At 45.3% G+C, this 25,376-nt stretch carries 23 protein-coding genes; 6 read left to right on the top strand and 17 right to left on the bottom strand.

The window, feature by feature from the left end; translation table 11 throughout:
* The first annotated feature begins 144 nt into the window (after positions 1-144).
* On the top strand, positions 145-495 hold the full coding sequence (locus AC1DP6_RS23260) for an MmcQ/YjbR family DNA-binding protein (protein ID WP_477056968.1): 351 nt from the start codon (positions 145-147) through the stop codon (positions 493-495).
* Between the two features lie 79 nt (positions 496-574).
* The gene (locus AC1DP6_RS23255; protein WP_477056967.1) at positions 575-2,467 is read left to right on the top strand and encodes a CocE/NonD family hydrolase; all 1,893 of its coding nucleotides are present in this window, start codon (positions 575-577) and stop codon (positions 2,465-2,467) included.
* Positions 2,468-2,574: 107 nt separating this feature from the next.
* On the opposite strand, the gene AC1DP6_RS23250 is transcribed toward AC1DP6_RS23255, so the two are convergent.
* On the bottom strand, positions 2,575-3,765 hold the full coding sequence (locus tag AC1DP6_RS23250) for an acyloxyacyl hydrolase (protein ID WP_477056966.1): 1,191 nt from the start codon (positions 3,763-3,765) through the stop codon (positions 2,575-2,577).
* A 154-nt stretch (positions 3,766-3,919) separates the two neighbouring features.
* Between AC1DP6_RS23250 and AC1DP6_RS23245 the strand changes: the two genes are divergently transcribed.
* Positions 3,920-4,648 carry an FKBP-type peptidyl-prolyl cis-trans isomerase gene (locus AC1DP6_RS23245; RefSeq protein WP_477056965.1) on the top strand — a complete coding sequence of 243 codons (729 nt, stop codon included), beginning with the start codon at positions 3,920-3,922 and terminating at the stop codon, positions 4,646-4,648.
* A 70-nt stretch (positions 4,649-4,718) separates the two neighbouring features.
* Here AC1DP6_RS23245 and AC1DP6_RS23240 read toward each other — a convergent pair whose 3' ends face one another.
* The 8 genes from AC1DP6_RS23240 to AC1DP6_RS23205 form a co-directional block, all read right to left on the bottom strand.
* A complete protein-coding gene (locus AC1DP6_RS23240) occupies positions 4,719-5,717 on the bottom strand; it encodes a chorismate synthase (protein ID WP_477056964.1) in 999 nt (332 codons plus the stop codon).
* A gap of 75 nt (positions 5,718-5,792) precedes the next feature.
* The gene (aroA, locus tag AC1DP6_RS23235) at positions 5,793-7,055 is read right to left on the bottom strand and encodes a 3-phosphoshikimate 1-carboxyvinyltransferase (protein WP_477056963.1); all 1,263 of its coding nucleotides are present in this window, start codon (positions 7,053-7,055) and stop codon (positions 5,793-5,795) included.
* A 40-nt stretch (positions 7,056-7,095) separates the two neighbouring features.
* Positions 7,096-8,121 (bottom strand): 3-dehydroquinate synthase, encoded by a 1,026-nt coding sequence (aroB, locus tag AC1DP6_RS23230; RefSeq protein ID WP_477056962.1) that lies wholly within the window; start codon positions 8,119-8,121, stop codon positions 7,096-7,098.
* Between the two features lie 136 nt (positions 8,122-8,257).
* The gene (locus AC1DP6_RS23225; protein WP_441572316.1) at positions 8,258-9,361 is read right to left on the bottom strand and encodes a chorismate mutase; all 1,104 of its coding nucleotides are present in this window, start codon (positions 9,359-9,361) and stop codon (positions 8,258-8,260) included.
* Positions 9,362-9,394: 33 nt separating this feature from the next.
* Complete coding sequence (locus AC1DP6_RS23220) at positions 9,395-10,237, bottom strand: prephenate dehydrogenase (protein WP_441572317.1); 843 nt, start codon at positions 10,235-10,237, stop codon at positions 9,395-9,397.
* Positions 10,234-11,397 (bottom strand): pyridoxal phosphate-dependent aminotransferase, encoded by a 1,164-nt coding sequence (locus AC1DP6_RS23215; protein WP_477056961.1) that lies wholly within the window; start codon positions 11,395-11,397, stop codon positions 10,234-10,236. The genes AC1DP6_RS23220 and AC1DP6_RS23215 overlap by 4 nt, the downstream gene beginning before the upstream one ends.
* An 8-nt stretch (positions 11,398-11,405) precedes the next feature.
* Positions 11,406-12,230: a prephenate dehydratase gene (locus AC1DP6_RS23210; protein ID WP_441572319.1), complete on the bottom strand. Its 825-nt coding sequence runs from the start codon at positions 12,228-12,230 to the stop codon at positions 11,406-11,408.
* A gap of 555 nt (positions 12,231-12,785) precedes the next feature.
* The gene (locus AC1DP6_RS23205) at positions 12,786-13,019 is read right to left on the bottom strand and encodes a hypothetical protein (protein WP_477056960.1); all 234 of its coding nucleotides are present in this window, start codon (positions 13,017-13,019) and stop codon (positions 12,786-12,788) included.
* A gap of 132 nt (positions 13,020-13,151) precedes the next feature.
* On the opposite strand from AC1DP6_RS23205, the gene AC1DP6_RS23200 reads away from it, so the two are divergent.
* Entirely contained in the window at positions 13,152-13,727 is a 576-nt protein-coding gene (locus tag AC1DP6_RS23200) for an RNA polymerase sigma factor (protein WP_477056959.1), read from the top strand.
* Positions 13,702-14,835, top strand: a complete 1,134-nt coding sequence (locus AC1DP6_RS23195; protein WP_477056958.1) for a S1C family serine protease — start codon at positions 13,702-13,704, stop codon at positions 14,833-14,835. The genes AC1DP6_RS23200 and AC1DP6_RS23195 overlap by 26 nt, the downstream gene beginning before the upstream one ends.
* Positions 14,836-14,945: 110 nt before the next feature.
* Here AC1DP6_RS23195 and AC1DP6_RS23190 read toward each other — a convergent pair whose 3' ends face one another.
* The 6 genes from AC1DP6_RS23190 to AC1DP6_RS23165 all read right to left on the bottom strand — a co-directional run bounded on the left by AC1DP6_RS23190 (position 14,946) and on the right by AC1DP6_RS23165 (position 21,831).
* Complete coding sequence (locus tag AC1DP6_RS23190; RefSeq protein WP_477056957.1) at positions 14,946-15,668, bottom strand: carboxypeptidase-like regulatory domain-containing protein; 723 nt, start codon at positions 15,666-15,668, stop codon at positions 14,946-14,948.
* Between the two features lie 181 nt (positions 15,669-15,849).
* On the bottom strand, positions 15,850-16,035 hold the full coding sequence (locus AC1DP6_RS23185; RefSeq protein WP_133810180.1) for a CsbD family protein: 186 nt from the start codon (positions 16,033-16,035) through the stop codon (positions 15,850-15,852).
* Positions 16,036-16,116: 81 nt separating this feature from the next.
* The gene (locus tag AC1DP6_RS23180; protein ID WP_477056956.1) at positions 16,117-17,070 is read right to left on the bottom strand and encodes an aldose epimerase family protein; all 954 of its coding nucleotides are present in this window, start codon (positions 17,068-17,070) and stop codon (positions 16,117-16,119) included.
* A 118-nt stretch (positions 17,071-17,188) separates the two neighbouring features.
* Positions 17,189-18,517 carry a xylose isomerase gene (gene xylA / locus AC1DP6_RS23175; protein ID WP_477056955.1) on the bottom strand — a complete coding sequence of 443 codons (1,329 nt, stop codon included), beginning with the start codon at positions 18,515-18,517 and terminating at the stop codon, positions 17,189-17,191.
* A gap of 42 nt (positions 18,518-18,559) precedes the next feature.
* Entirely contained in the window at positions 18,560-20,038 is a 1,479-nt protein-coding gene (locus AC1DP6_RS23170) for a xylulokinase (RefSeq protein ID WP_477056954.1), read from the bottom strand.
* A gap of 107 nt (positions 20,039-20,145) precedes the next feature.
* The gene (locus tag AC1DP6_RS23165) at positions 20,146-21,831 is read right to left on the bottom strand and encodes a sodium/sugar symporter (protein WP_477056953.1); all 1,686 of its coding nucleotides are present in this window, start codon (positions 21,829-21,831) and stop codon (positions 20,146-20,148) included.
* A 465-nt stretch (positions 21,832-22,296) separates the two neighbouring features.
* Here AC1DP6_RS23165 and AC1DP6_RS23160 point away from each other — a divergent pair, with 465 nt between their 5' ends.
* Complete coding sequence (locus AC1DP6_RS23160) at positions 22,297-23,343, top strand: DUF481 domain-containing protein (RefSeq protein WP_477056952.1); 1,047 nt, start codon at positions 22,297-22,299, stop codon at positions 23,341-23,343.
* Between the two features lie 35 nt (positions 23,344-23,378).
* Here AC1DP6_RS23160 and AC1DP6_RS23155 read toward each other — a convergent pair whose 3' ends face one another.
* Both AC1DP6_RS23155 and AC1DP6_RS23150 read right to left on the bottom strand, forming a co-directional pair.
* Positions 23,379-24,518 (bottom strand): NAD(P)/FAD-dependent oxidoreductase, encoded by a 1,140-nt coding sequence (locus tag AC1DP6_RS23155; protein ID WP_477056951.1) that lies wholly within the window; start codon positions 24,516-24,518, stop codon positions 23,379-23,381.
* A gap of 9 nt (positions 24,519-24,527) precedes the next feature.
* Positions 24,528-25,328 (bottom strand): SDR family NAD(P)-dependent oxidoreductase, encoded by an 801-nt coding sequence (locus AC1DP6_RS23150; RefSeq protein ID WP_477056950.1) that lies wholly within the window; start codon positions 25,326-25,328, stop codon positions 24,528-24,530.
* Between the last annotated feature and the right edge of the window lie 48 nt (positions 25,329-25,376).

Below are 25,376 nucleotides of genomic sequence, written 5' to 3'. Positions count from 1 at the left end.
TCACATTCACCCATGACAGTAAATATCTGCTGACACATATCAGGTATAGCGCGGCAAATGATCCTCAGTATACTATAATTCCAAAAATTTACTGATTTTTGTGGTCAACATCTGACTACAAAAATCAGTAAATCATTATCACCCATGACCCTCGCTCAATTTCAGGAATATTGCCTTTCTCTTCCCGGTGTAACCGAAGAATTCCCTTTTRGAGATGAAACTCTTGTGTATAAAGTAAGCGGCAAAGTGTTTGCCCTCAGTGGACTATCCGACTTCCGCTCCATTAACCTGAAGTGTGATCCGGAAGAAGCCATAGAGCTGCGCGAGCGCTATGAGGGTGTAATTCCAGGCTATCACATGAATAAAAAGCACTGGAATACCGTGGACGTACATTCCGGCATCGCCAATAAACTCCTGTTGCAATGGATTAAAGATTCCTACAACCTGGTAGTGGCCAGTCTTCCTAAAAAAGAAAGGGAAAAACTGGGTCAATAACCGTTCCCCATATACCTGCCGGGCTATCCACATTTTTTTGTTACTTTAGTCACGATCTAAATCTTTAAATAAACTGTTTATGAGAAAATGGCTGCTGCTGGCCTGCGCCACGCTGTTCCTGTTGCCCATGGCATGTAGAGCCGTTAACCAGGACTCACTCTGGATGTACGAGCACTACACCAAAAAAGAATTATATATCCCAATGCGGGATGGTGTTAAACTGTTTACCTCCGTTTACTTACCAAAAGATCAATCGGAAAAACACCCCATCTTAATGACGCGCACACCTTATTCCTGTGCTCCTTATGGCGAAAACAACTTCCGTCCTTATTACAAAAACCACTTTAATACCTACCTGAAAGAGGGATATATTATAGTGACACAGGATGTTAGAGGCACCTGGATGAGTGAGGGTCAGTTTGTAAACGTGCGTCCTTTTAATCCTGCTAAAAAAGGAAAGAAAGAAATTGATGAAGCCAGCGACACTTATGATACCATTGACTGGCTGGTAAAAAATATTACCGGTAACAACGGTAATGTAGGCGTACTCGGCACTTCCTATCCCGGCTTCTACTCTACCATGGCTGCGCTGAGCGGTCATCCTGCACTGAAAGCAGTAAGCCCGCAGGCGCCTGTTACAGATTGGTTTATAGGAGATGATTTTCACCACAACGGTGCATTCTTTATTTCTGACGCCTTTTCTTTCTACACCGTTTTTGATCAGCCGCATCCAAAACCAACAACTGTAGGACCTAAAGGTATCAGCTACTATACACACGACAACTACAAATATTACCTGGAAACCGGTGCGCTGCCTAACTTCGCCAAAATCATCGGCGACAGTGTAGCCTTCTGGCACGAGATGTATGCTCACCCTACTTACGATGCCTGGTGGAAAGCGCGTAACGTGCGTAACTTCCTGCAAAACGTAAAGCCTGCTATGCTGATAGTAGGTGGTTTATTTGATGCAGAAGATTGCTTCGGTGCCTGGAATACCTATAAAGCAATAGAAGAGAAAAGTCCCGGTACCAACAACCGTCTCGTTATGGGGCCATGGTATCATGGTCAGTGGGGTTCTACTGATGGTACCCACCTGGGTAATGTGCGCTTTGGCAGCAATACCTCTGAGTACTACGCCAACAACATCGAAATTCCTTTCTTCAACTATTACCTGAAAGGCAAAGGACAAGCCGCTGGTATTGCAGAAGCTACCATCTTTTTTACCGGCGAAAACAAATGGAAACAACTTCCTAAATGGCCTCCGGCTAATGTGGAAGAACAACCTGTTTACCTGCAGGAAGATGGCAAGCTGGCTTTCACCAAACCATCTGTCAGCAATAGTTTCAGTGAATACGTAAGCGATCCTGCAAAACCTGTTCCTTATACAGAAGATGTGCATTTTAACCGCACCATTAACTACATGACGGATGATCAGCGCTTTGCGGCCCGCAGACCGGATGTAGCTGTATTTGAAAGTGATGTACTGAACAATGATATCACCCTGGCAGGTCCGGTGGTAGCAGATATCATTGCCAGCACCAGCACTACAGATGCTGACTTCATTGTAAAAGTGATTGATGTGTTTCCCGATGATTTTAAATATGAAGAAGATGCCAGCAGCGAACATCGCCGCGTACCTTCTTCCACCTACCCTATGGGAGGCTACCAGATGCTGGTGCGTGCAGAAATCATGAGGGGTAAATTCCGTAACAGCCTGGAAAATCCGGAAGCATTTGTACCTAACCAACCTGCTACCGTGAAATTTACTTTGCCGGATGTAGCCCATACTTTTGGTAAGGGACACCGCATGATGATCCAGGTACAAAGCAGTTGGTTCCCACTGGTAGATCGCAATCCGCAGCAATTCATGGATATTTATAAAGCCACTGATAAAGATTTTAAAAAGGCAACCATCCGCATTTACCACGATGCACAGCATCCATCAAGTGTGATACTGCCGATAGTGAAATAGCTGTTAGCTTTTAGCCGTTAGCTTTTAGCCGTTAGCTTTTAGCTTTTAGCAAATGCAGCGAAGATCATTATATGTTGGTCTTCGCTGCATTTGCTAAAAGCTAAAAGCTAACGGCTAAAAGCTATCTTCCCTCCTCCTCCCCATTCAATCCAATCAGATGCTACACCGTCCTGGGTTTTAAGGCCCAGTTGCACAAATCCGTATTTACCGATATTATAGCGCAGCGCCAGGCGCATAAAGTAATCTCCTTTTTCACCATCCCTTTTCCATACATAGGTGCCTACCTGCGCCCTTACTTCAAAATCTCTCAGGTGCAGCACATATCCGGCATGAATACCCATCAGCATTTTATCGCTGGGTTTTACGTTGGTGTAAAGCTTGTGATAAGTCCAGCCCAGGGAGCCATCATAAAAACCATCGAGCCCGCCGCCAAAGCTGTTTTTATGGGAAATCCGACGATTATACTCCAGTATCAGGGAGGCTGTACCATAAAAGGCGTCCAGGTGTTCGTCACTGGATGCCTGTACTATTCCAAAGGCAGCGTATGCGCTGACTTCATTGTAGTGTAGCTGGCGGGGTATAGGCGCATCGATGAAGGTGGGTCGCCGTGGCGCGGTGTAAGTAGGGTCGATTTGTTTTTTTACAATGCTGCGAATTGTATTATAGTGGTAGCGTAATCCTACGTTAAGTCCCACCATGTTCAGTCCCAGGTTAGGTGTATGGGTACGGCCATTGGAAAAATGTGTCAGGTCGGCGCCATAGAGGAAGTCAAATGAATCTGATACTTTCGCTACCCCGGTGATGCCCACATTAAAATACACATCGAGTTTGGAGCCTATGGCATCGTTCAGCGGGTTGGCGCCGGAATCGTAGGGGTTTAAATCGTAAGTGATCCCCAGTGAGAGCCCTGCTTCAAAATAATTTTTCTTACGGCGGTGAAAAGGGGCATAAAAAAAAGAATATATCCCACTGGGGTTACCCAAAACTGTGGGGTTACCGATGTCGCCAGTGTAGAAACCGATTCCATAACTTGGATAATTAAATACACGCTGCCACGCTTTTTCGCCGGTAGATTGCCAGCCCATTCTCAGCTCGAGCGACTTGTAACCGTCATTCAGCGCGTTTTTCAGCTCATCGCCTGAATACAGATGCGTACCCCCGTGGACTTTCAGCTCAATATATTTATGGCTGCCCAGGTTAGGGTTCATCCTGGCTTTTCTCCACAAATCAGTGGTATCCTGCGCGGATAGCCATCTCCCGAAAAATAACAGTAAAAAAAGCAGGGTATATTTCTTCATAAAAGACGGATAATCGAACTATGGGAGGAAAACAAGGATTCCACCTGAATGTTCAATGCTGCAAAAGCCTTGCCCGGTGAAATATTTTATTGATTAACTTGCAGGCATCAATAAAACCCTTATTTTAAATACTATTTCTGACAACAATTCTTTTATGTACAAAAAATACCTGTTCATCGGTGCGCTGGGATGCTTGTCTGTACAAGGTTTCAGCCAAACCAAACCTACACCTAAGAAACCTGTCGCCAAAACTGCCGTGAAAGGCGCCGTTAAAGCACCGGTATTGAAAACACGTCTGGATTCGGTGAGCTATGGTATAGGGGCCAGCATCGCTGAAAATCTGAAAGCACAAGGACTGGATAATGTCAATACCGCCATGTTAGCCAAAGGCATACAGGATGCACTGAAGAATCAAACATTATTACTATCAAAAGAACAATGTGATATGAGCATAAGTAATTATCTGCAGCAGTTAAAATCTGACAAATCTGCAAAAAACCGCGAAGCGGGACTTAAATTCCTGGCGGAGAACAAAGTAAAACCAGGCGTAGTAACACTGCCTGATGGCTTACAGTATGAGATCCTGAAAGCAGGCGATGGTCCTAAACCAACTATTAACGACAAAGTAAAAACACATTATCACGGTACTTTAATTGACGGCACCGTGTTCGATAGCTCTGTAGACAGAGGTCAACCTATCTCCTTCCCGGTGGGTGGTGTGATCAAAGGCTGGACAGAAGCGCTGCAATTAATGCCTGTAGGCTCTAAATGGCGTCTTTTCATCCCTTCTGAGCTGGCGTACGGCGATCGTGGTGCTGGTCCAAAAATCGGCCCCGGAAGCACACTGGTGTTTGATGTAGAATTACTGGCAATAGAACAGTAAACTGTATAAGCTATAAAAAGGGATGGCCGGAAATATTTCCGGCCATCCCTTTTTATAGCTTATACCATCATTATCCTTTCCATACGCGAGGTCTGCGCTGTTCCAGCAGCATAAAATCTGCCAACACCATGGCCGTTACGGCTTCCAGTACCACTGGTACGCGGAGCGCGATGCAAAGGTCATGGCGGCCTTTTACGCTGAAAGTTTCCACTTCCCCACTTTTTATGTTCAGTGTTTGTTGTTCTTTAGGGGTGCTGGATGTAGGCTTAACGGCTATACGAAATACCAGCGGATTACCATTGCTGATACCGCCAACAATACCACCTGCATGATTAGTAGCGGTTTTACCCGTTTTATCGATAATGGCATCGTTGTGTTCCAGTCCTTTCATTTTTGCGGCAGCAAAGCCGGCGCCAAACTCAATACCTTTGATAGCAGGAATAGCAAATACGGCATGTGCCAGTGCTGATTCCAGGGAGTCAAAGAAAGGTTCTCCCAGTCCGATGGGCAAGCCATTCACCACACATTCCACAATACCGCCTACAGAGTCTTTCGCTGCAATGGCTGCTTCCAGACCTTCTTCCGGGTTGGCATAACCACCTACTTCTGTGATGGTAGCATTTACCTGTATATCGTTACCTAAAATTTTCTTTGCAATCACGCCGGCGGCTACCAGGTTGAGGGTGAGTCTTCCGCTGAAATGTCCGCCACCGCGGAAGTCTTCGAAGCCACCGAATTTTTCGGTTGCCACAAAGTCGGCATGCCCCGGGCGGGGGAATTCCCGCAGTTTGTCGTAATCTGCGCTGCGGGTATTATTATTTTCAAAGAGAATAGTCACGGGTGCGCCGGTGGTATGATCGTTGAATACACCGGACTTGATGAAGGGCAAGTCTTCCTCCTTGCGGGGGGTAGTCCCTCTGGAGCCACCTTTACGGCGTTCCAGGTCTGCCAGGAAATCTTCCTGCTTTAATGGCAAACCAGCGGGTATGCCATCTATATTTACGCCAACACTGGCGCCATGCGATTCTCCAAAAAAATTTACCCTGAATAATCTGCCAAAACTGTTCACACGCTGATAATTTAAAGTGAAAAAACACCTTTTGCTGTTAGCTTTTAGAGAGATGCTAAACGCTAACGGCTAAAGCTATACGGTTACCGCTACCTTACCACCTAACAGCGCCAGGTGATCATAAAATTCCGGGTAGGATTTATTGATCGCCTCTGCATTGTCGATCACTACCGGACCATCTGCGGTGAGTGCGGCTACTGCACAAGCCATCGCAATGCGGTGGTCGTTATGTGAATGTACGGATGCTCCTTTGATACCAGTACCACCATGTACCAACATGATATCGCCCTGCAGATCTATTTTAATACCCATCTTACCAAATTCAGCCTGCAGTGTTAAACCACGATCACTTTCTTTATGTGCAAGGCGGCTTACGCCTTTAATTTTCGTAGTACCGTTACAGTTAGCAGCCAGTGCTACCAGTGGAGGGAACAGGTCTGGACAATCTGTTGCATCTATTTCAAATGCGTTCAGTCCACCTTTTTCTATGTTCACTGTGAAAACGCCGGACATCATCTGTGCACCTGCTTTTTCCAATGCTTCCAGTATCGCTTTATCTGACTGTGCGGAGGCAACATTCAAATGCTGCACTTCTGCTTTACCAGCTACCGCCGCTGCCACCAGCAGAAATGCGGCACCGCTCCAGTCGCCTTCCACTGTATAATCACAGGCTTTATAGGCCTGCTTCTTTCCAAAATGGAATGTTTCGAAATTCTTTTCTTCCACCTGTACACCAAAGTGTGCCATCAGTTGCAGGGTTAACGCAATGTATGGTTTACTCTTCAGATCTGTTACCGTGATGGTAACATCTTCCGCAGCAGCACCGTAAGCCATGAGCAGGCCGGTGAGGAACTGTGAACTGAGTGAACCATCGATGGTAATATTTTTAGGTTGTAAAGGACCCTGTATGTGCAGGGGCAGTTTACCGCCTTGTGTAGTACATTTCACATCCAGCTGCGGCAATACCTGTTCGAAGAAATCCATAGGGCGGGTAGTTAAGCTACCATGCCCTTCGATCGTAATAGGCAGGGATGACAAGGCTGCGATGGGGGTAAACATACGAATACCTAAACCGGATTCACCACAGTTGATTTCATCATAAAACGGCGCTACACCATTGCTGGTGATTTCAAAATAATCGTATTCCCGTTTGATTTTAGCGCCCAGATTTTCGGCTACTTCCAGTGCTGCCAGGCAGTCATTACTGAGACCCGGATTACGGATAATGGTAGTTCCTTTTGCCAGCAAAGCTGCTGCTACAGCGCGTTGCATAGCGCTTTTAGAAGGATTGGCCGTAACAGTGCCGGTAATGCTGGCTGGTGATACAGTAACTTGCATATGTATATTTCGTCCGCCTTTAAATTGATTAGAAAAAATTTTACAACTCCTGCAGTAACAACTTCAGTTCTGCAATGGGTATGGGCATGGTGGTAGCCTTGCCTGTCTGCTCCAGTAATACAAAATGTATGACGTCTTTCTCCCTTTTTTTATCCAGTTTAAAGATGTCGAACACAGCTTCTTTATCAGAAGTAAAAGCCACCGGCAACTGGTAGTCGCTGATCAGTTTTATAAGACGGATAGTTTGTTCCGTGGGATAATTCATCAGCTTCTCAGAAAAACGGGCGGCTGCTACCATCCCTATTGCCACTGCTTTGCCGTGTGCAATATGTTCCAGCTTTTCCACTGCATGTCCGAGGGTATGACCGAAGTTAAGCCAGCGGCGTGGGCCGGTTTCCAGCTCATCTTCCAGTACTACTTTTGTTTTTGCTGCAACAGATTTTTCCACCAGGTATTCCAGTATTGCCACATCGCGCGACAATGCTTTTTCCCGGTTCTTTTCGAGGAAATCAAACAGTTCTGCATCCATGATGCAGGCGTATTTGATGATCTCTGCAAAGCCGTTATGCCATTCTTCTGCCGGCATGGTGAGTGGCAAGGTATAGTCGAACAAAATAAACTGCGGCTGGCGGATAATGCCCAGCAGATTTTTATGTTTACCATGACTCACCCCATTTTTGCCACCAATAGAAGCATCTACCTGGGCCAGCAAAGTAGTGGGTACAAATCCAAAGGGAATACCGCGCATATAAATGCTGGCTGCAAACCCGGCTACATCTGTGATCATACCGCCGCCAATACCTACCAGGGTGGTTTTTCGATCGGCTTCATGTGCCGTCAAACCATCAATGATTGTTTCAACGGTAGCCATGTTTTTCAACTCCTCTCCTGCCGGCACCACAATTTTTTTCCAGTCGTGCAGATGATGACCGTGATGTCGTTCTACATTTTCATCTATTACCAGTACTGCCCTGTTACGGTCTACATGATTGCCCAGCTGCAGCAGGCTTTCTCCTAAAAAATAGGTAGTTTCCTGTTGTTCAAACTGGTGGGTCTGTTTTAGCATTTAGCTGTTAGCTTTTAGCTGTTAGCAATTAGCTTTTAGCTTTTAGCTTTTAGCTTTTAGTAAATGCAGCGGAGATCATAATATGTTAAACTTCGCTGCATTTACTAAAAGCTAAAAGCTAATAGCTAATAGCTCTCTATTTCTCTTCGTTCATCACTTTGTTCTGGCGGTTGATAGATTCCAGGTGAACTGCATCGAAATATTTCAGGATGAATTCTTTTGTCAGGCCCAGTTTCTCACCTTTCGCGATGTTGCGATCCAGGATTTCATTCCAGCGGTTTGTTTGCAGGATGGTGATATTATTTTCTTTCTTGTAGGTACCGATCTTTTCTGCAATTTTCATACGGTTGCCGAGCAACAGCATAATTTCATCATCTACCTGGTTGATTTGCGCACGCAGTTTTTCCAGGGCAGAGTTGAAGTCTTTTTTATCGGTATGTTCTCTTCTCCAAACGATACCATCCAGCAGGTCAGCCAGTTTTTCCGGTGTGATCTGTTGTTTTGCATCGCTCCATGCGTTGTCCGGATCTACGTGTGTTTCCAGCATCAGACCATCGTAATCCAGGTCAATTGCTTCCTGAGAAACTTCCTGTAAGATATCGCGGCGGCCGGAGATGTGAGAAGGATCGCAGATCATTGGCAGTTCCGGCATACGGCGTTTCAGTTCAATAGCCAGGTGCCACATCGGCGCATTACGGTATTGGGTATTGCCATAGCTGGAGAAACCACGATGGATTAAACCAACTTTGTTGATACCAGCTTTCTGAATTCTTTCTACGGCACCGATCCACAGTTCCAGATCAGGATTGATAGGATTCTTAATTAACACAGTAGTATCCACACCTCTCAGCGCATCAGCTACTTCCTGTACGGAGAAAGGGTTTACTGTAGTACGTGCACCTACCCACAGAATATCTACACCAAAATGCAGCGCATCTTCTACCTGTTTAGCAGTAGCTACTTCCACTGCCAGTGGTAAACCGGTGATTTCGCGGGCTTTCTGCAGCCATGCGAGACCTTTGGTACCGATACCTTCGAAGGAACCGGGACGGGTACGTGGTTTCCAGATACCAGCGCGTAACACGTCTACTTTACCTGTTTTTTGCAGGGCCAGTGCGGTGGCTAATACCTGCTCTTCGGTTTCTGCACTGCAGGGTCCGGAAATGATCAACGGCTTTTTATCGGAAGACGGATCGGAGAATTTGGTTTTAGATAATATCTGTTCCATTGTCTGTACCATAGTATTGAAGTTAAGTAGATTATCAGAATTAAATTATTTCAGGATCTTCCTGATTTTATTGGATTTTTGAATCAGCTTATAAAAGGTATCGTAGTCTTCTGTTTCGAGCAATGTTTTCATTTGCTGTAGCTGGTTGATATGTTCTTCCAGTACGTCCAGCACATTGTTGCGATTATGTTTGAAGATGGGCACCCACATATCAGGAGAGCTTTTCGCAAGGCGCACGGTAGATTCAAAACCACCGCTGGCCAGTTCGAAAATGCGGCCTGATTCCTTCTCTTTTTTCAGCACGGTGAGTGCCAGTGCAAAAGAGGTGATGTGAGAAATATGTGATACATAGGCCGTGTGCAGATCATGTTCTTCCGCATTCATATATACAGTACGCATCTGCAGTTGGTCTACCATGTTTTCCACTACTTCCAGGGCATCTTCATCGCTGTTTTTCACGTCACATAATACCATGGTTTTGTGTACGAAAAGATTGCGTACGGCAGCATCAGGACCGGAATACTCGGTGCCGGCCATCGGATGGGCAGCAACGAAGCGACCTCTGTGGGGATGACCGGCAACGAGTTGCAATATTTTTTCTTTCGTAGAACCTACATCCATAATTACCTGGCCGGGGCGTGCTTTGTCCATAATACCGGGCAACGCCTGCAGTACTGCATCCACAGGAATGGCCAGTACTACCAGGTCGGAGCGAAGCATCGCTTCTTCCAGCGTAGCCCCCTCATCGATGATGTTCAGGTCCAGGGCACGCTGCAGGTGTTCCTGGTTCTGATCTACTCCGATGATCCGCTCCGCCACGCCTTTTTCTTTCAGCGTGATGGCGAGTGAGCCACCTATTAATCCGGTACCTATTATTGTTACAATCATTGTATGCTTGTTTTGATGCGTTCTATCGCTTCCTGGAAAACTTTTTCATCCTGGCAAAGACTCACCCTGATATAGCCGTTACCGTTACTACCGAATATTCCTCCGGGTGTAATGAATACACGGGCTTTTTGTAGTATTTCATCAGTCAGCGTATAGCCATTTTCGTTAGTCGCAGGTATTTTTGCCCATACGAACATTCCTACCTGGTTTTTATCATAAGTGCAATGCAGCAGATCCAGTAGTTGAAATACTTTTTCGCGGCGTGCACGGTATATTTTATTCAGATCATCGTACCAGTCTTTTCCCAGTTGCAAAGCCTTTACTGCGGCCATTTGCATAGGCTGGAACATACCGGAATCCATATTGCTTTTAAAGCGCAATACTTCTGCAATCCATTCTGCCTTACCAACTAGCATGCCTATACGCCAGCCTGCCATGTTGGAAGATTTGCTGAGAGAGTTCAGTTCCAGTACCACATCTTTTGCGCCTTCAAACTGCAGCAGACTTTCCGGTTGCTCATTTAAAATGAAACTGTATGGATTATCGTGGCAGATGAGGATGTTATGTTGCTTTGCAAAAGTGATCAGCTTAGCGGCGAACTCCTTGTTTACCTTGGCACCGGTAGGCATATGCGGATAATTTACCCACATCAGTTTTACACGGCTCAGGTCTTTTTTTGCCAGAACATCCAGATCGGGCAACCAGCTGTTTTCTGCTGTCAGGTCGTAATCCACTACGGTAGCACCACTTAGGTTTACCGCAGACCGGTAGGTTGGATAACCTGGATTAGGAATCAGCGCTTCATCTCCTTCCTGCAGATAGGTCATGCAGATATGCATAATCCCTTCCTTGGAACCTATCAGTGGCAATACTTCTGTATCTGGATTCAGGGTTACGTTATAATAGCGCTGATACCATTCCGCCATTGCTTTACGCAGGGCAGGAATACCTTTATAGCCCTGGTAGTTATGGGTATTGGGCAAAGCAGCATTTTCGTTTAATGCAGCCACCACAGAAGGATGAGGAGGTAGATCCGGGCTACCGATGCCCAGGTTGATCACCTTTGTACCTGTTTGGTTCATTTCCTCTATTTCCCTGAGTTTTTTGGAGAAGTAGTATTCTTCTGTGCCTTGTAATCTTTTAGCAACCTGTATCTGCATAAAACTGATTAATGTGTTTTCCCTTTTTTATAAATACCAAGTACTGTGAGGTGTTCGGTGAGTGGCTCTATTTTAGACAATGCTTTTTCAAAGTGAGCGGCGTTATCGAATTCCATATCGGCGTGGAAGTAATAGTTCCATTCTTTTGCCGGGATAGGGAATGATTGCAGTTTAGAGAGATTAATACCTGCTACTGCGATCTGGGTCAGTACTTTAGCCAGACTTCCTCTGTCGTGACTGGTCTGAAAATATACCGAAGCTTTGTTGGCATCTTCTGGTGTAGCCATTGGTGTGCGGGATACAGCCAGGAAACGGGTATAGTTATTTTTATTTGTATGAATATTAGGAGCGATGATGTCCAGCTCGAAGATTTCTGCCGCCAGTTTACCTGCAATGGCACCGGTACTTTTCAGTTTCTTCTGTCTTACATGTTTGGCGCTGAGGGCGGTATCTTCTGTTTCTACCAGTTTGATGTGTGGGTATTTTTCCAGGAAGTCCATACACTGTAATAATGCCATCGGGTGAGAATGTACTTCCCGGAGGTCTTCCATTGTTTGACCCGGTAATACCATCAGGTGCTGATTAATCTGCAGGTAGATTTCACCGGTAATATGCAGGCCTGAATTTTTGATGAGGCTGTAGTTGGGTAAAATGCTGCCAGCAATAGAGTTTTCGATGGCCATGATACCTGCATCCACATCGGGTTGCTGTTTTGCTTTCTTAACCAGTTCCGAAAAGGAGGCACAGCATTCTATTTCGACATTTTTCCCGAAATATCCCTGGGCAGCTACCTGGTGAAAACATCCTTCAAACCCCTGTATGGCAATTTTCATGTGTATGTGATTGATTTTATTTATTTATAGTTGCTGTAGCAACTAGCTATTAAAAACGGAAAGGGCCCCTTGTTGGGACCCTTTTGCGTAGTACTTTATGTTGTAAGTATATTATTGCAAACGAGTCCCCTGCTTCTTCGCATAAAAGAAGTAAGAGAAGTAATAAAAAAAAGAATTGCCTAAAGCTGGCTGTAACATATACCTACTGTTTATTAATGTTATTAAAAAGGCCTTCCGATTTACCGGAAGGCCCTTTTGTAGTATCTTTTATTTTACACAAACGACCTTCCTATTTCTGGTACCAGAAATAATAAAAGCCAAAAAATCCAAAAGTCGTTTGTTGTTTCATGTAATTATTGTAATCCTTTTGAGTGTAGAACAAAAATACGGCACGATTTTAATTATCCAAGGGGTAATATCAAAAAATATACTTTTTTTAATAATAAAGGGCATTTATTGAATAACTTTCAAGAAAACGTGATCTATAAATCTACCGGGCACAAAAAAACCGTCCTGGCCAAGCCGGGACGGTTATTTATAAAACCTAAAGTTAAATTAGTGTTTTGCAGCAGCTGAATCGATAGTTTTAGCAGCAGAATCAACGGTTGCTTTAGCAGCAGTAGCTACTGAATCAACAGCAGTGGTTGCAGTTTTTGCAGCTGAATCGATAACATTGCTAGCAGCAGTAGCTGTAGAATCACCTTCAGTTTTTGCAGCACCACCACCGCAAGCAACTGCGAAAATACCGAAAGACAGAGCCAGGAAACCGATTTTAATTACGTTCTTCATGATACAATTATTTAAGTTGTTTTTTGAATGATTTAACCTTTATACCGGGATCACCTAAAAGGTAACCCAAACTTTTAAAAATATTTTTTTTCGGTACTTTGGGTTACCAAATGCCTAATAACTGTATTAAGAGTGAAGCAAAATCAAGACATAACAAGAGATAGGGAATTATTGCTGGGACTGGCAAAAGGTGAAGATAAGTCATTGGAAATCATCTATTCAGAGAATTTTCCGGTGGTTTTGAGAATGATCCTTCAGCACAACGGTTCAGAAGATGATGCCAAAGATGTGTTCCAGGAGGCTATTATAGTCTTATATGAAAAGGTGCAAAACAATGATTTTACGCTCAGCAGCAGGCTCAAAACCTTCCTTTATTCGGTTTGCCGCCACCTGTGGCTTAAAAAAGTTCAACGCACTTATGGACTATACTCCTTAACCCCTGAGTTGGAAGAAGTTATTCCTGCTACAGAGGAACTGGAAGAACATTATGCCAGGGATCAGGAATTCAGGATCATGGAAGGGGCGATGAGCAGTATTGGTCAGCCCTGCCAAACCATCCTCGAAGATTATTACCTGCACAAGAAATCGATGCAGGAAATAGCGGAGAAGTTTGGATACACCAACGCTGAAAATGCCAAGAACCAGAAATATAAGTGTCTGATGCGTTTGAAGAAGTTATTTTTTGATCAGTACAATACACCATTATAAGAAGAAAGCAGCCATGAAAGAAGATATGATCTTATTACGTGAAATTGAGCGTTACCTGGAAGGGGAAATGAGCGAACAGGAAAAAACTGCTTTCGATGAATTACGCCGTACTAACCCGTTGATTAACCGGCAAGTAGAAGAACATCAGTTGTTTCTACAGCACTTGGGGAATTATGGGCAAAGACAAAACTTACAGGCCAAACTGGAAAAGATACATCAGCAACTGGATATGCCTACTCTCCGCAAACAAGCGCAAGAAGGAAACCAGGCTGCAAAAAGATTGTCTATCCGCCGCAGAACCATCACCAACCTGGCAGCTGCCGCCTGTATTGCTCTGGTCACCTCTCTGTCTACCATCGCGGTAATACAGAATGTAGCCAGGAATAAATCTACTGCTCAATATGAAGATGTAAGACGAGTGCTGAATAATATTCAACGCTCTCAGAATGCACTCATTAATGATATGAACAGTAAAAGCAAGGCACCGTTAAACCCCGGCACCTATGGTGGTACTGGTTTCGCGGTATCCGGCAATGGTTATATCGTCACCAACTATCATGTAGTAGCCGGCGCCGACTCTGTATATGTTCAAAATAATAAAGGAGAGGCTTTTAAAGCAGTGAGCATATTTGAAGATATTTCCAGTGACCTGGCCATATTAAAGATAGCTGACTCCACTTTTAAAAGTCAACCACTGCCCTACGCTTTAAAACCACAGAATGTCAGACTGGGTGAAGAAGTATTTACTATGGGCTTCCCCCGCGATGAAATTGTTTATGGCAAAGGTTATATCAGCGCCAAAACAGGATTTAACGGCGATACTACTGCCTACCAGGTATCCATTCCGGTGAATCCCGGTAACAGCGGCGCTCCCCTGCTCGACAGCAAAGGTGATGTAGTAGGTATCGTTACCGGCAAACAAACTACCTCCGATGGTATTGCCTTTGCGGTAAAGTCTGCCCATCTCAAACACCTGCTGGATGAAATGCCGAAAGACAAGCAGGCCCGGAAAGACTGGAGTCATAAAAGCCACCTGGACGGGATGAACAGGGTGGATCAGATTAAGAAACTCGAAGACTTTGTATATATGGTGAAGGTCTATAATTGAAATAGCTTTTAGCCATTAGCTTTTAGCTTTTAGCAAAAAATGCAGCGTAGATATGATCTACGCTGCATTTTTTGCTAAAAGCTAAAAGCTAATGGCTAATGGCTAAAAGCTTAATGCTGTTTCGCTATCCACGCTTTGTACTTATCTGTGATCCAATAAAGCAGATCATTGTTTCCGATAGTACGCATGGTATTATAATCAGGATAATTATCCCGCATAAATAACTGAAGGGAGTCACCGGTAAGGCCTGTTACTTTATTTACCAGTATTGGTGTAAAGCGGGAGTCGATATACTTTTCTTTTTCCATCTTCTCATAATTCGTCTTAAACTGCCGTTTTTGTTTTTCTTTTTTAGAGAAGCGGGTGATAGGGCTAATGACGATACCGGCCCCCTGTGGTGTGCTACCACCGGCCAGCTGCTGGTTGGGCTTATCGAGAATATAACCGTACTGGTTACGTCTTTCTATAGAATCTATCTGGTAGGGTGAATACTGAGAAGTAACTTCCACCCCTTTCAGAAATTTACCGGCAGATACCAGGATTACATTAGTCGTTTGGGTACCCATTGTTTGGGTCACGATCACCGTATCCGGTACATAGCCTACAAATGTGATAACGATGCGATCGTTGCGGTTACCGGTTATTTTATAATATCCGCCCTGATCGGAGAGCGAACGTTTGCCGGAGTTAAGGTTGCTGACAGTGGCATAGGGTAGCACCAGTTTATTGCTGTCCGAAATCATCCCTGTAACCGTCACCTGTGCATTCACCAGGGGAGYAAATGCCATACTGAAAATACAGCCCAATGCTATGATGCGTAATAAAACCTTCATATAGAGTATAATAAATTTAACTGTTGAATCCCTTCCTCTCCTTACAAACAGATCAATATGGACATTGTTCATATCCTTATTTGAAGTTACAAATTAAAGGAAATGCCCCGGTGTTAAAAAACAAAATCCTTCTGCCGATGGCAGAAGGATTGTTGTAATTGCATTTCAGGATATATACCAATCAGGCTGATTTCAGTAAACTGATCACTTCTTCACGGCTTTTACCCAATTTCTGCTGAAGTTTTCCGATCAACTTATCTTCCTGACCTTCTTCATATAACAGGTCATCGTCGGTTAAATCTGCATACTTCTGTTTGAGGGTACCTTTGAGTTCATTCCACTTTCCTTTGATCTGTAACTTGTCCATAATTTTTCAATTTATATGGTGATATAATCTGGTTACTTACAAAGGAGGGAAGCCAACAACTATGCCATCCGCCAAACAAGGTCACAAGGATACCTGGATACGGGTATCAAAAACACGACTTTCACCTGCAGCCAGCTGAACCAGTCCAAGCCCATTGTTAAAGGCATCCGGCGCGCCGCTGAGGTTCTCCACTGCGATGCTGGTGCGGTGAGGTGGAATATATATTTGCAGTATCGGGTAGTTGTTACCGGGATAGAATGCGATGTTGATATTTTTCTTCGGATCGTGGATTGTGGCCAGCGGTTGTGCCTTGCTTTGGTCCAGTATAAAGGAGTTATCGAGTTCTACCCCTTTCAGCGATTTACCTGCAACAAATTCTGTGTATGGCAGGAGATTACCGGTAGGCAATAGTTTTTCGTTAAACTCTACTATTTGTTTGGAGGCAAAAGTAAGTTCCAGTTCATCTACATGTGTACCGGTACTGAAGTAGGGATGCCAACCATCCATTACCGGAATGGTACTGCTGCTCTGATTGATGATGGTGGTATTCATCTGCAGCTCATTATTGGCGCGCAGTGTAAACGTAGCAATGCAATCGTAAGCAAAAGGATATCCTGCATCATCTGTTTGCTTGAAATGGTGTGTCAGGGTAGCCGTTGCCTGTTGATCATCTGCCTGTTGTGCGGTAATAGTAAAAGGTGCATCGTATAATAAGCCGTGGATGGCATTGCCGGGAGCAAGCGTTTTCTGAATGCTATAGGAAGTTCCTTCCCAGGTATATTGTGCATCCTTGATGCGGCAGGCATAAGGGCTCAGTTTTACACTTTTGAAGCTGATGCGAAGATTTGCTTCCAGGTCAGACAGATCTTTATAACTGTCGATCAGGTTGAGGGTTTCCTGTTGGCGCGTTACCTTAAATGCGTGCAGCAGTGCGCCGTAGGCAGGGATGATTTCCACCTGTGTTCCTGCTGTCAGATCCTGTAATGCGATGATATCAAATCCTGCTTCTTTAAAAGAATGGATGCCAAATTTCATTGTTCAATATTTTGAATTCCAGACAAAATAATAAAAATTTTACTGAGATGAAGGGATTAAACGAACAAGCATCTGCCTTGTAGGACAGATGCTTGCTGTTATATTATTTACCACATCATCAGATGCTGGCGTTGATCAGATTTTCCAGCCATTCCTGTTTACCGCTGGTTTGTTTAGGCGCTCCATTTGCAGCTGCAAAGTTGCGGAGGTCTTCCAGTGTCAGTTTACCGGCTTCAAATTCCTGGCCTTTACCGCTGTTGAAAGAATCGTAACGATCGTGACGGAATTTTTTATAGGGGGTGGCTGTCAGCACTTTTTCTGCAACGATCGCAGCTCTTGCGAAAGTATCGATACCACCGATGTGTGCGTGGAAGATATCTTCCAGGTCGGTAGAGTTACGGCGTGTTTTAGCATCAAAGTTAACGCCACCACCTGCAAATCCACCTGCTTCCRGGATAACGAGCATACTTTCGATGAGGTCATTGAGGTTGGTTGGGAACTGGTCTGTATCCCAGCCATTCTGTGCATCACCGCGGTTGGCGTCGATGCTACCCAGCATGCCTGCATCTACGGCTACCTGTAATTCGTGCTGGAAGGTATGTCCTGCCAGTGTTGCGTGGTTTACTTCGAGGTTTAATTTGAAATCTTTATCCAGGCCATATTGACGGAGGAAGCCGATTACGGTAGCTGCGTCATAATCGTACTGGTGTTTGGTAGGTTCGCAAGGTTTAGGTTCGATGAAGAAAGTACCTTTAAAACCCTGTGCACGCGCATAATCGCGGGCCATACCAAGGAAACGGCCCAGGTGTTCCTGTTCGCGTTTCATGTCTGTATTCAGCAGGGTCATGTAACCTTCGCGACCGCCCCAGAATACATAGTTTTCACCACCCAATGCGATAGTAGCATCGAGGGAGTTCTTCACCTGTGTACCTGCGTATGCCAGTACAGCAAAGTCGGGGTTGGTAGCAGCACCATTCATGTAGCGTGGATTGCTGAATACATTAGCGGTTCCCCACAGCAGTTTTACGCCGCTGGCCTGTTGTTTTTGTTTTGCGTAAGCAACGATCTGCTGCATACGGCTTTCGTATTCTGCTATGTTAGCGCCTTCATCTACCAGATCCACATCGTGGAAGCAATAGTAAGGAAGGCCCATTTTGGTGATGAACTCAAAAGCTGCGTCCATCTTGTCTTTCGCGCTCTGATTTGCATCAGCTGATGCCAGCCAGGGGAAGTTTTTAGTACCCGGACCGAAAGGATCTCCACCGGTACCGCAGAAGGTATGCCAGTAAGATACTGCGAAGCGGAACAGTTCCTTCATGGATTTGCCGGCAATGATGCGGTTTTCATCATACCATTTGTAGGCAAGTGGATTATCTGACTGTACTCCTTCAAACTGTATTTTACCAATCCCTTTAAAATACTCGTTGTTTCCTAATGTAATACTCATAACTAGTGTGGTTTTTTAAAATGCTTGACTTATATGTTTCCGTTAATGCATCAAAGTACGCAGTCCGTTTAGCCAGTTGCCGTATACATCACGGTATTGTGATTGCAGGGCAGCATCCGGTTCTATTACAGACAGGCATTCCATGCCGCGGAAAGCATCTGCAGTACTTACATAGCCTGCTCCTACCGCGGCTCCGCGGGCAGCGCCCTGGGCGCCGTCTGTATTATATAATTCTATGACAACATTGGCGGTATTGGCAAATGCTTCCCGGAACAGGGGGCTGAGGAACATGTTGGCATGACCTGCCCTTACACGGTGAATGTTCAGGTCCATTTCCGCCATGATATCCATGCCATAGTTGAGCCCGAATACAATACCTTCCTGTACTGCACGCATCATATGTGGGCGTTGGTGGCGGTTGAAATTCAGGTGACTAACGGTAGCGCCTATACTCCTGTTTTCCAGGATTCGTTCGGCGCCGTTGCCGAAAGGAAATACCTGCAGACCGTCCGCGCCGATGGGCGCCTGCGCAGCCAGGGCATTCATTTCGGGATAGGTGATATCCCCTACCAGGTTTTTCAGCCAGCTGTTGGCAATACCTGTACCGTTCAAACACATGAGCACGCCGTTTCTCGTATGTGCGTCATCGTTATTAACATGTACAAACGCATTAACACGGCTCTGGCGGTCGAAACTATTTTTGTCATGCACAGCATATACCACGCCTGAAGTACCTGCGGTAGTAGCAGCTTCACCGGGTTGCAGTACATTGAGAGAGAAAGCATTGTTTGGCTGATCACCGGCACGATAGGTGACTGGTATGCCTGGAGCCAGTTTCAGCGTGGCTGCGGCAGTAGCGGTTAGTTGTCCCTGCACCCCAAAAGTGGGTACCACGGCGGACAACAGGTTTTCGTCAATATTATAATGTTTCAGCAATGCTTTGGATACACTGTTTTCCGCGAAGTCCCAGAAGGTGCCTTCAGAAAGACCGGAAATAGTGGTGCAGGCATCACCGGTTAATTTCATGGCAATGAAATCGCCGGGCAGCATTACTTTATGAATGCGCTCATAGATATGCGGTTCGTTTTCCTGGATCCAGCGCAGTTTGGAGGCGGTGAAGTTGCCGGGTGAGTTCAACAGGTGTGACAAACAATATTGCTCTCCCAGTGCTTTAAAAGCAGCGTTGCCGATGTCTACGGCACGGCTGTCGCACCAAATAATGGCGGGTCTTAATACCTGCTGGTTTTTATCCACACATACCAACCCATGCATCTGATAGGCAATACCTATTCCTTTGATCTGTTCCGGAGCTACCGTAAATCGATTTAGCAAAATCCTTGTGGCATTAATGATTTCCTGCCACCAGCTATCCGGATTTTGCTCGGCCCAGCTTGGGTGAGGCACATCAATGGCCATCTCTTTTTCAGGGCAGGTAGCAGTAGCTACGCAAACGCCGGTATCGGCATTGAGCAAGGCTGCCTTGATAGATGAGGACCCAATATCGTATCCAATAAAGTACATAACGTGAAAAATTAGCGATCATCAATATAAGACCAGTATATTTCCCGGTTCCGATTAACAGCTCAGAACCGGGAAATGACCGGCAACAAAATAACAAAATGTTTCTATTACCAGAACACCGTATACAACGCGATCAGTATACCTATAATGAGCAATGCACCAACAGTGAAGCCCATATTGGGTTTGAACATGCTGCTGTCGATCGCCAGACCTTTTGGATTATTAGCGCTGGCTTTATCGCTCAGGGTAATGATCACCATACCAATTACACATACCACAAACACAAGGCCCATACGGTCAATGAAAGCCATTTCCCATAAGCCGCTGTCCGGGTTTAATGCGGAGAAACCAATCTGGTGCAGAGGCTCCAGGTTGACCCATGCCGGCATAAATTTCAGGAAGAAAGAGAGCAGTAAACCACCAATCATCGCAAACATCGCCGCGCTGGAAGTAGTACGTTTCCAGAAAAATCCGAGGGCGAACATAGCAAATACCCCCGGGGATACAAAACCGGTGTATTCCTGGATAAACTGGAAGCCTCCTTTTTTATCAATACCAAGGAAGTTGGAAATCACGATCGCAATGATCATAGTCACTACCACCACCAAACGGCCTACACTTACAATCTTCTTCTCATCGGCCTCTTTGTTATATATCTTCTTATAGATATCCAAAGAGAAAATGGTAGAAATACTATTGGCTTTACCTGCCAGAGAAGCTACTACCGCCGCTGTGAGTGCAGCAAATGCCAGACCTTTCAACCCAACAGGCAGGAGGTTCAGCAATACCGGGTAAGCATTATCTGCATTCAGCGAGCCACCTTTCATCATGGACTGCGCAAAATCGCCATGGTTCTGAGAATACAGTACATAAGCCGCAATACCAGGCAATACCACGATCACAGGCATCAGCAATTTCAGGAAACCGGCAAACAGTAAACCACTGCGTGCTGTTTTCAGATCCGCGCCCAGTGCACGTTGCGTGATATACTGGTTACAACCCCAGTAGTTCAGGTTCACAATCCACATACCGCCAATCAATACACTCAATCCGGGCAGATCCAGGTACTTGGGGTTTTCCTTGTGCAGGATCATGTGGAAATGTTCGCTGGCATGTTGGGTCATCAGGGAGAAGCCTTTCAGTACACCTGTAGTACCAAAATGCTCGGATACCAGCTGTAAGGCGAGGTAAGTAGTAGCCAGACCACCCAGGATAAGGAAGAACACCTGTATTACATCCGTATAACCAATCACCTTCATGCCTCCCAGTGTAATGAGGATGGCAAAGAAGGCCAGTGCCACCATACAGACATAAAAGTTAATACCGGAAATAGTAGATACCGCCAATGCACCAAGGTACAGGATAGAGGTAAGGTTTACCACCACATACAACAACAGCCAGAACACGGCCATAATGGTACTTACGGTTTGATTATACCTTCGCTCCAGGAACTGGGGCATCGTATAGATCTTGTTCTTCAGATAAATGGGCAGGAAAAATACCGCTACCACAATCAGCGTGGCAGCAGCCATCCATTCATAAGTAGAAATGGCTAATCCTATACTGAAACCATTTCCGGACATCCCGATAAATTGTTCCGCAGAAATGTTGGAAGCGATCAGGGAGGCACCAATTGCCCACCAGGTAAGAGATCCTTCCGCGAGGAAAAAGTCTTTCGAATCCGTGGTCGCCTTCTTCTTCCGGCGATAAATATAGTAGCCATAGCCTGCCACTATTACAAAATATACCAGGAATACCAGGTAATCAAAGATGTGTAAGGATTTTGTTTGCATAACGTTCAAACGTGGTTATAAAAAATTTAGCGAATCAATATACATAATAAATGTAAAAAATACGCTTACAAAGTTTTTTTTTAACGCGAAAAGTAAAACCGCGACAGCTGCCGCGGTTCTCCGGATGATAAAACTATTGATTTAAATTACTTGTCATAGCTTGTTTATAAAAAAAGAAACAATTAATACCCTTTACTTACACAAAAGGTACCTGTAAACACTATAATAAATATTCTTTCAGCTTGATTTCCTTTCGTTTATGAGGTGGGAATGGTCAACTGAATGCCTGATAGCGTGGAAATAAAATTTAAATATAGAAAAGAGATATTCGGGAAGCAAGCTTTTTTTTAGCTGTTAGCTGTTAGCTATTAGCTGTTAGCCTACCGTTTGCTGTTACTCTGTTATTTGGGAGGGCCGATCGGAGTGCACAAACATTTTGGCCAGTGGCCGTGTTTGGAGGTTATTATGGAAGAAGTTTTTTCCCTTTTACATAAGCCCCTCTTACTGCTCACCCTCGTATGGTTGTTATGCAGTGGTGCCTTGCAGGCCCAGTCTGCCGACACGCTGTATTTCAAAACCGGCTTAAAGCTATCCGGTGAGCTTGATCATATGGAAAGAGGTATGATTTCTTTTTCTTCCGATGAACTGGACGATCAGGAAATCAGTACTTATAAAATAAGCACGCTGGCTGCCAGCTCCTATTCCTACCGGATCACGACCATCCGGAATATGGTGTATTACGGCACACTGGCCAAAGCAGATAGTGGTATGGTCAGGATCCTTACGGGCACCGATACGCTATTGCTTCCACTGAAGGAACTATCTGTTATTGCCTCTTATGATACAGGCTTCTTTCATAACCTGTCCGGTACCCTGGCGTTGGGGTATGTCTTCACAAAATCTGCCTCCCTGGGAGTATTAAATGCGTATAACGATATCCGTTACTTCGACGGCCGGTTTACAGGGGATCTGAATATGAGTGGTATTACCGGGTTTACTTCCGATGGTACCAAAAGGATCCGGGAGTATGTATGGCTTACACCAGGCTATTATTTTACCGCGTCCTGGCAGGTAGCGGGGATATTCAGTTATCAGCGTAACCTGGAACTGGGAACGTCCAAACGATTTATAGAAGGTGCCGGCATAGGCCATCAGTTCCTGGTCCGGCAACATATGGATGCCCAACTGATAGCCGGTGTAGTGACCACCCAGGAGAGTGCTTTCCAGGGAACTTTTCACAAAGGCTTGCTGGAAGCGCCCATCATCTTACAATATAACCTCTATCTCCTGAAGGATAATAATTTCCGGTTGCAGCTGGTGCAGGGTGTTTTTGCTGGATTGAATGAAGGAGGAAGAATACGGGGAGAAGGGTTGATCCGCGCGGCTTACGATATCATAGACACTTTTAGCGTGAACCTGATATTTTATAATAGCTATGATAATCAACCGCCGGCGAAAATATTTTCGAAGTCGGATTATAGTCTGGTGTTTGGGATAGGATACAGCTTTTAGCTATTAGTGTTTCAGATCAGTAGTTCCATCAGGCTCTAACTGTTCAGCGCCATCACTGCAATCTGCTCTCCGATCATAGATCCGATGGCTACGCCCATTCCTCCCATGCGCACTCCCATAATGACATTCTTTGTATGTGCTTTCACCAAAGGTTGTTTGGTTTTGCCGAAAGCCATGATACCTGTCCACCGGTCGGCGATCGTTACCTCTCGGCCGGGCAGGATGATAGTATGCAGTAACGCTTCCAGCTCGTGCTGAATACGATCGTTGAAATGAAATTCGGTGGTGGTTTCGCCGGTAAAGTCCAGCTGACGGCCACCGCCCAGCAGTACCCGACCATCCAGCTCCCGGAAATAGTAATACCCTTCTTCCAGGTGAAAGATGCCTTTAAACGGCAAATCCTTCACAGGCGAGGTGATCAGCACCTGTCCCCTGCCTGGCACCACCTCTTCCTCCGGCAGCAGCTGCCGGGTAAAAGCGTTGGTACAGATCAGTACTTTATGGGCGGTGAATATAATGTCTTCTTTCAAAGTATGATTGGGCACAATAACGTTCACCCCTGTATGAAAATCTTCGATGCTGCTCACGGTGCATCCTGTTTTAATTTCCACGCCGCAGGCGATAGCCGTGTCTATCAGGGCACGCATCATTTTACCGGTATGCAGTTCGCCTTCGAAATTATTACGGATAAGTGCTTTGATGTATTCCCGCTCAAAGCCAAAAGCTGTCAGCTTTTCATCTGTTCGTGTAAAGGCCGGCTGTTCACCGAACAGGCTACCCAGTATTTTATTGACTTCGGGGAGTTGCTGCAGCGCCCATTCTTCCCGGGAGCCGATGAGTTCAAAACTGCCATTTTCACGATATCCGATACGGTCATCTCCCAAACGCTTACGTAGTAAACGCAGACCAGACAACCGAAGGGTTACCAGGTTCAGTACCGCTTCCACCGGCATGGTTTGCAGATCAGCCAGGATTTCGGTGAGACTTCCAATACAGGCAAAGCCTGCATTTTTTGTGCTGGCGCCGGTAGGCAGCACTTCCCTTTCCAGCACCATTACACGGCTTTGCGGCGCCTTTTCCTTCAGACTGATGGCAGCAGACAACCCTACTATACCACTGCCGATGATGATATAGTCGTATTGTAAAAGACTTTGTTTTTCCCAATAGCTGAGCATACCTGTAATTTACACTGTTCCTACAGATCCTCCATCCACCCGGAATACGGCACCTGTGATAAAAGCCGCATGATCTGACGCCAGAAAAGCCACGATACCGCCAGTTTCTTCCGGCAATCCTACCCGCCCCAGCACCTGGTAAGGGCGGTTTTCTTTCAGGAACTGTTTAGCTGCATCCGCGATGGAAATACCTTTTTCTTTGGAGATGCCTTCCAGCATATCATCTACCAAAGGTGTTTTAATAAATGCCGGAGAAACGGTGTTCACCAGTATGTTATCCTTACCATAATTCTGCGATAGGGTTTTGGAATAATTATTCAGTGCAGCTTTGGTAGCATTATAGTGGCCCATGTTAGGATCAGGCTGCTCTGCATTTTCGGAGGAGATATTGATGATACGTCCACCACCTTGTTTTTTCAGATGAGGGATCACCAGGTTGGTGAGTGCTACCTGGCCAAAGAAATTCACTTCAAAAATACGTCGCCACTGATCCATTGTAATGGTTTCCAGCGGACCAAAAGCATCTATACCACCTGCATTATTTACGAGTATATCTATATGTCCGTATTGCTGTATGGTAGTGGTGACAAGGCGCTGCAGGTCAGCTTCTTTTGCCATATCCGCTACTATTGCCAATACCTCATTACCTTGTAAGCGGAACATGGCGGCAGTGTCTTCCAGTTCATCTGCATTGCGGGCGGTGATTACCACAATAGCGCCTTCCTTCAGTAAAGCCGTGGCAATGCCTTTGCCTATACCTTTACTGCCACCTGTAACAATGGCGACCTTTCCTTTTAAATTGAGTTCCATGATTCTATTATTTTATATCAAAAGTAAAGATGCGATGAGGGGATTTAC

This window comes from Chitinophaga sp. 01L420 (assembly GCF_056399985.1).
This window is presented reverse-complemented; position numbering and strand designations above follow the sequence as displayed.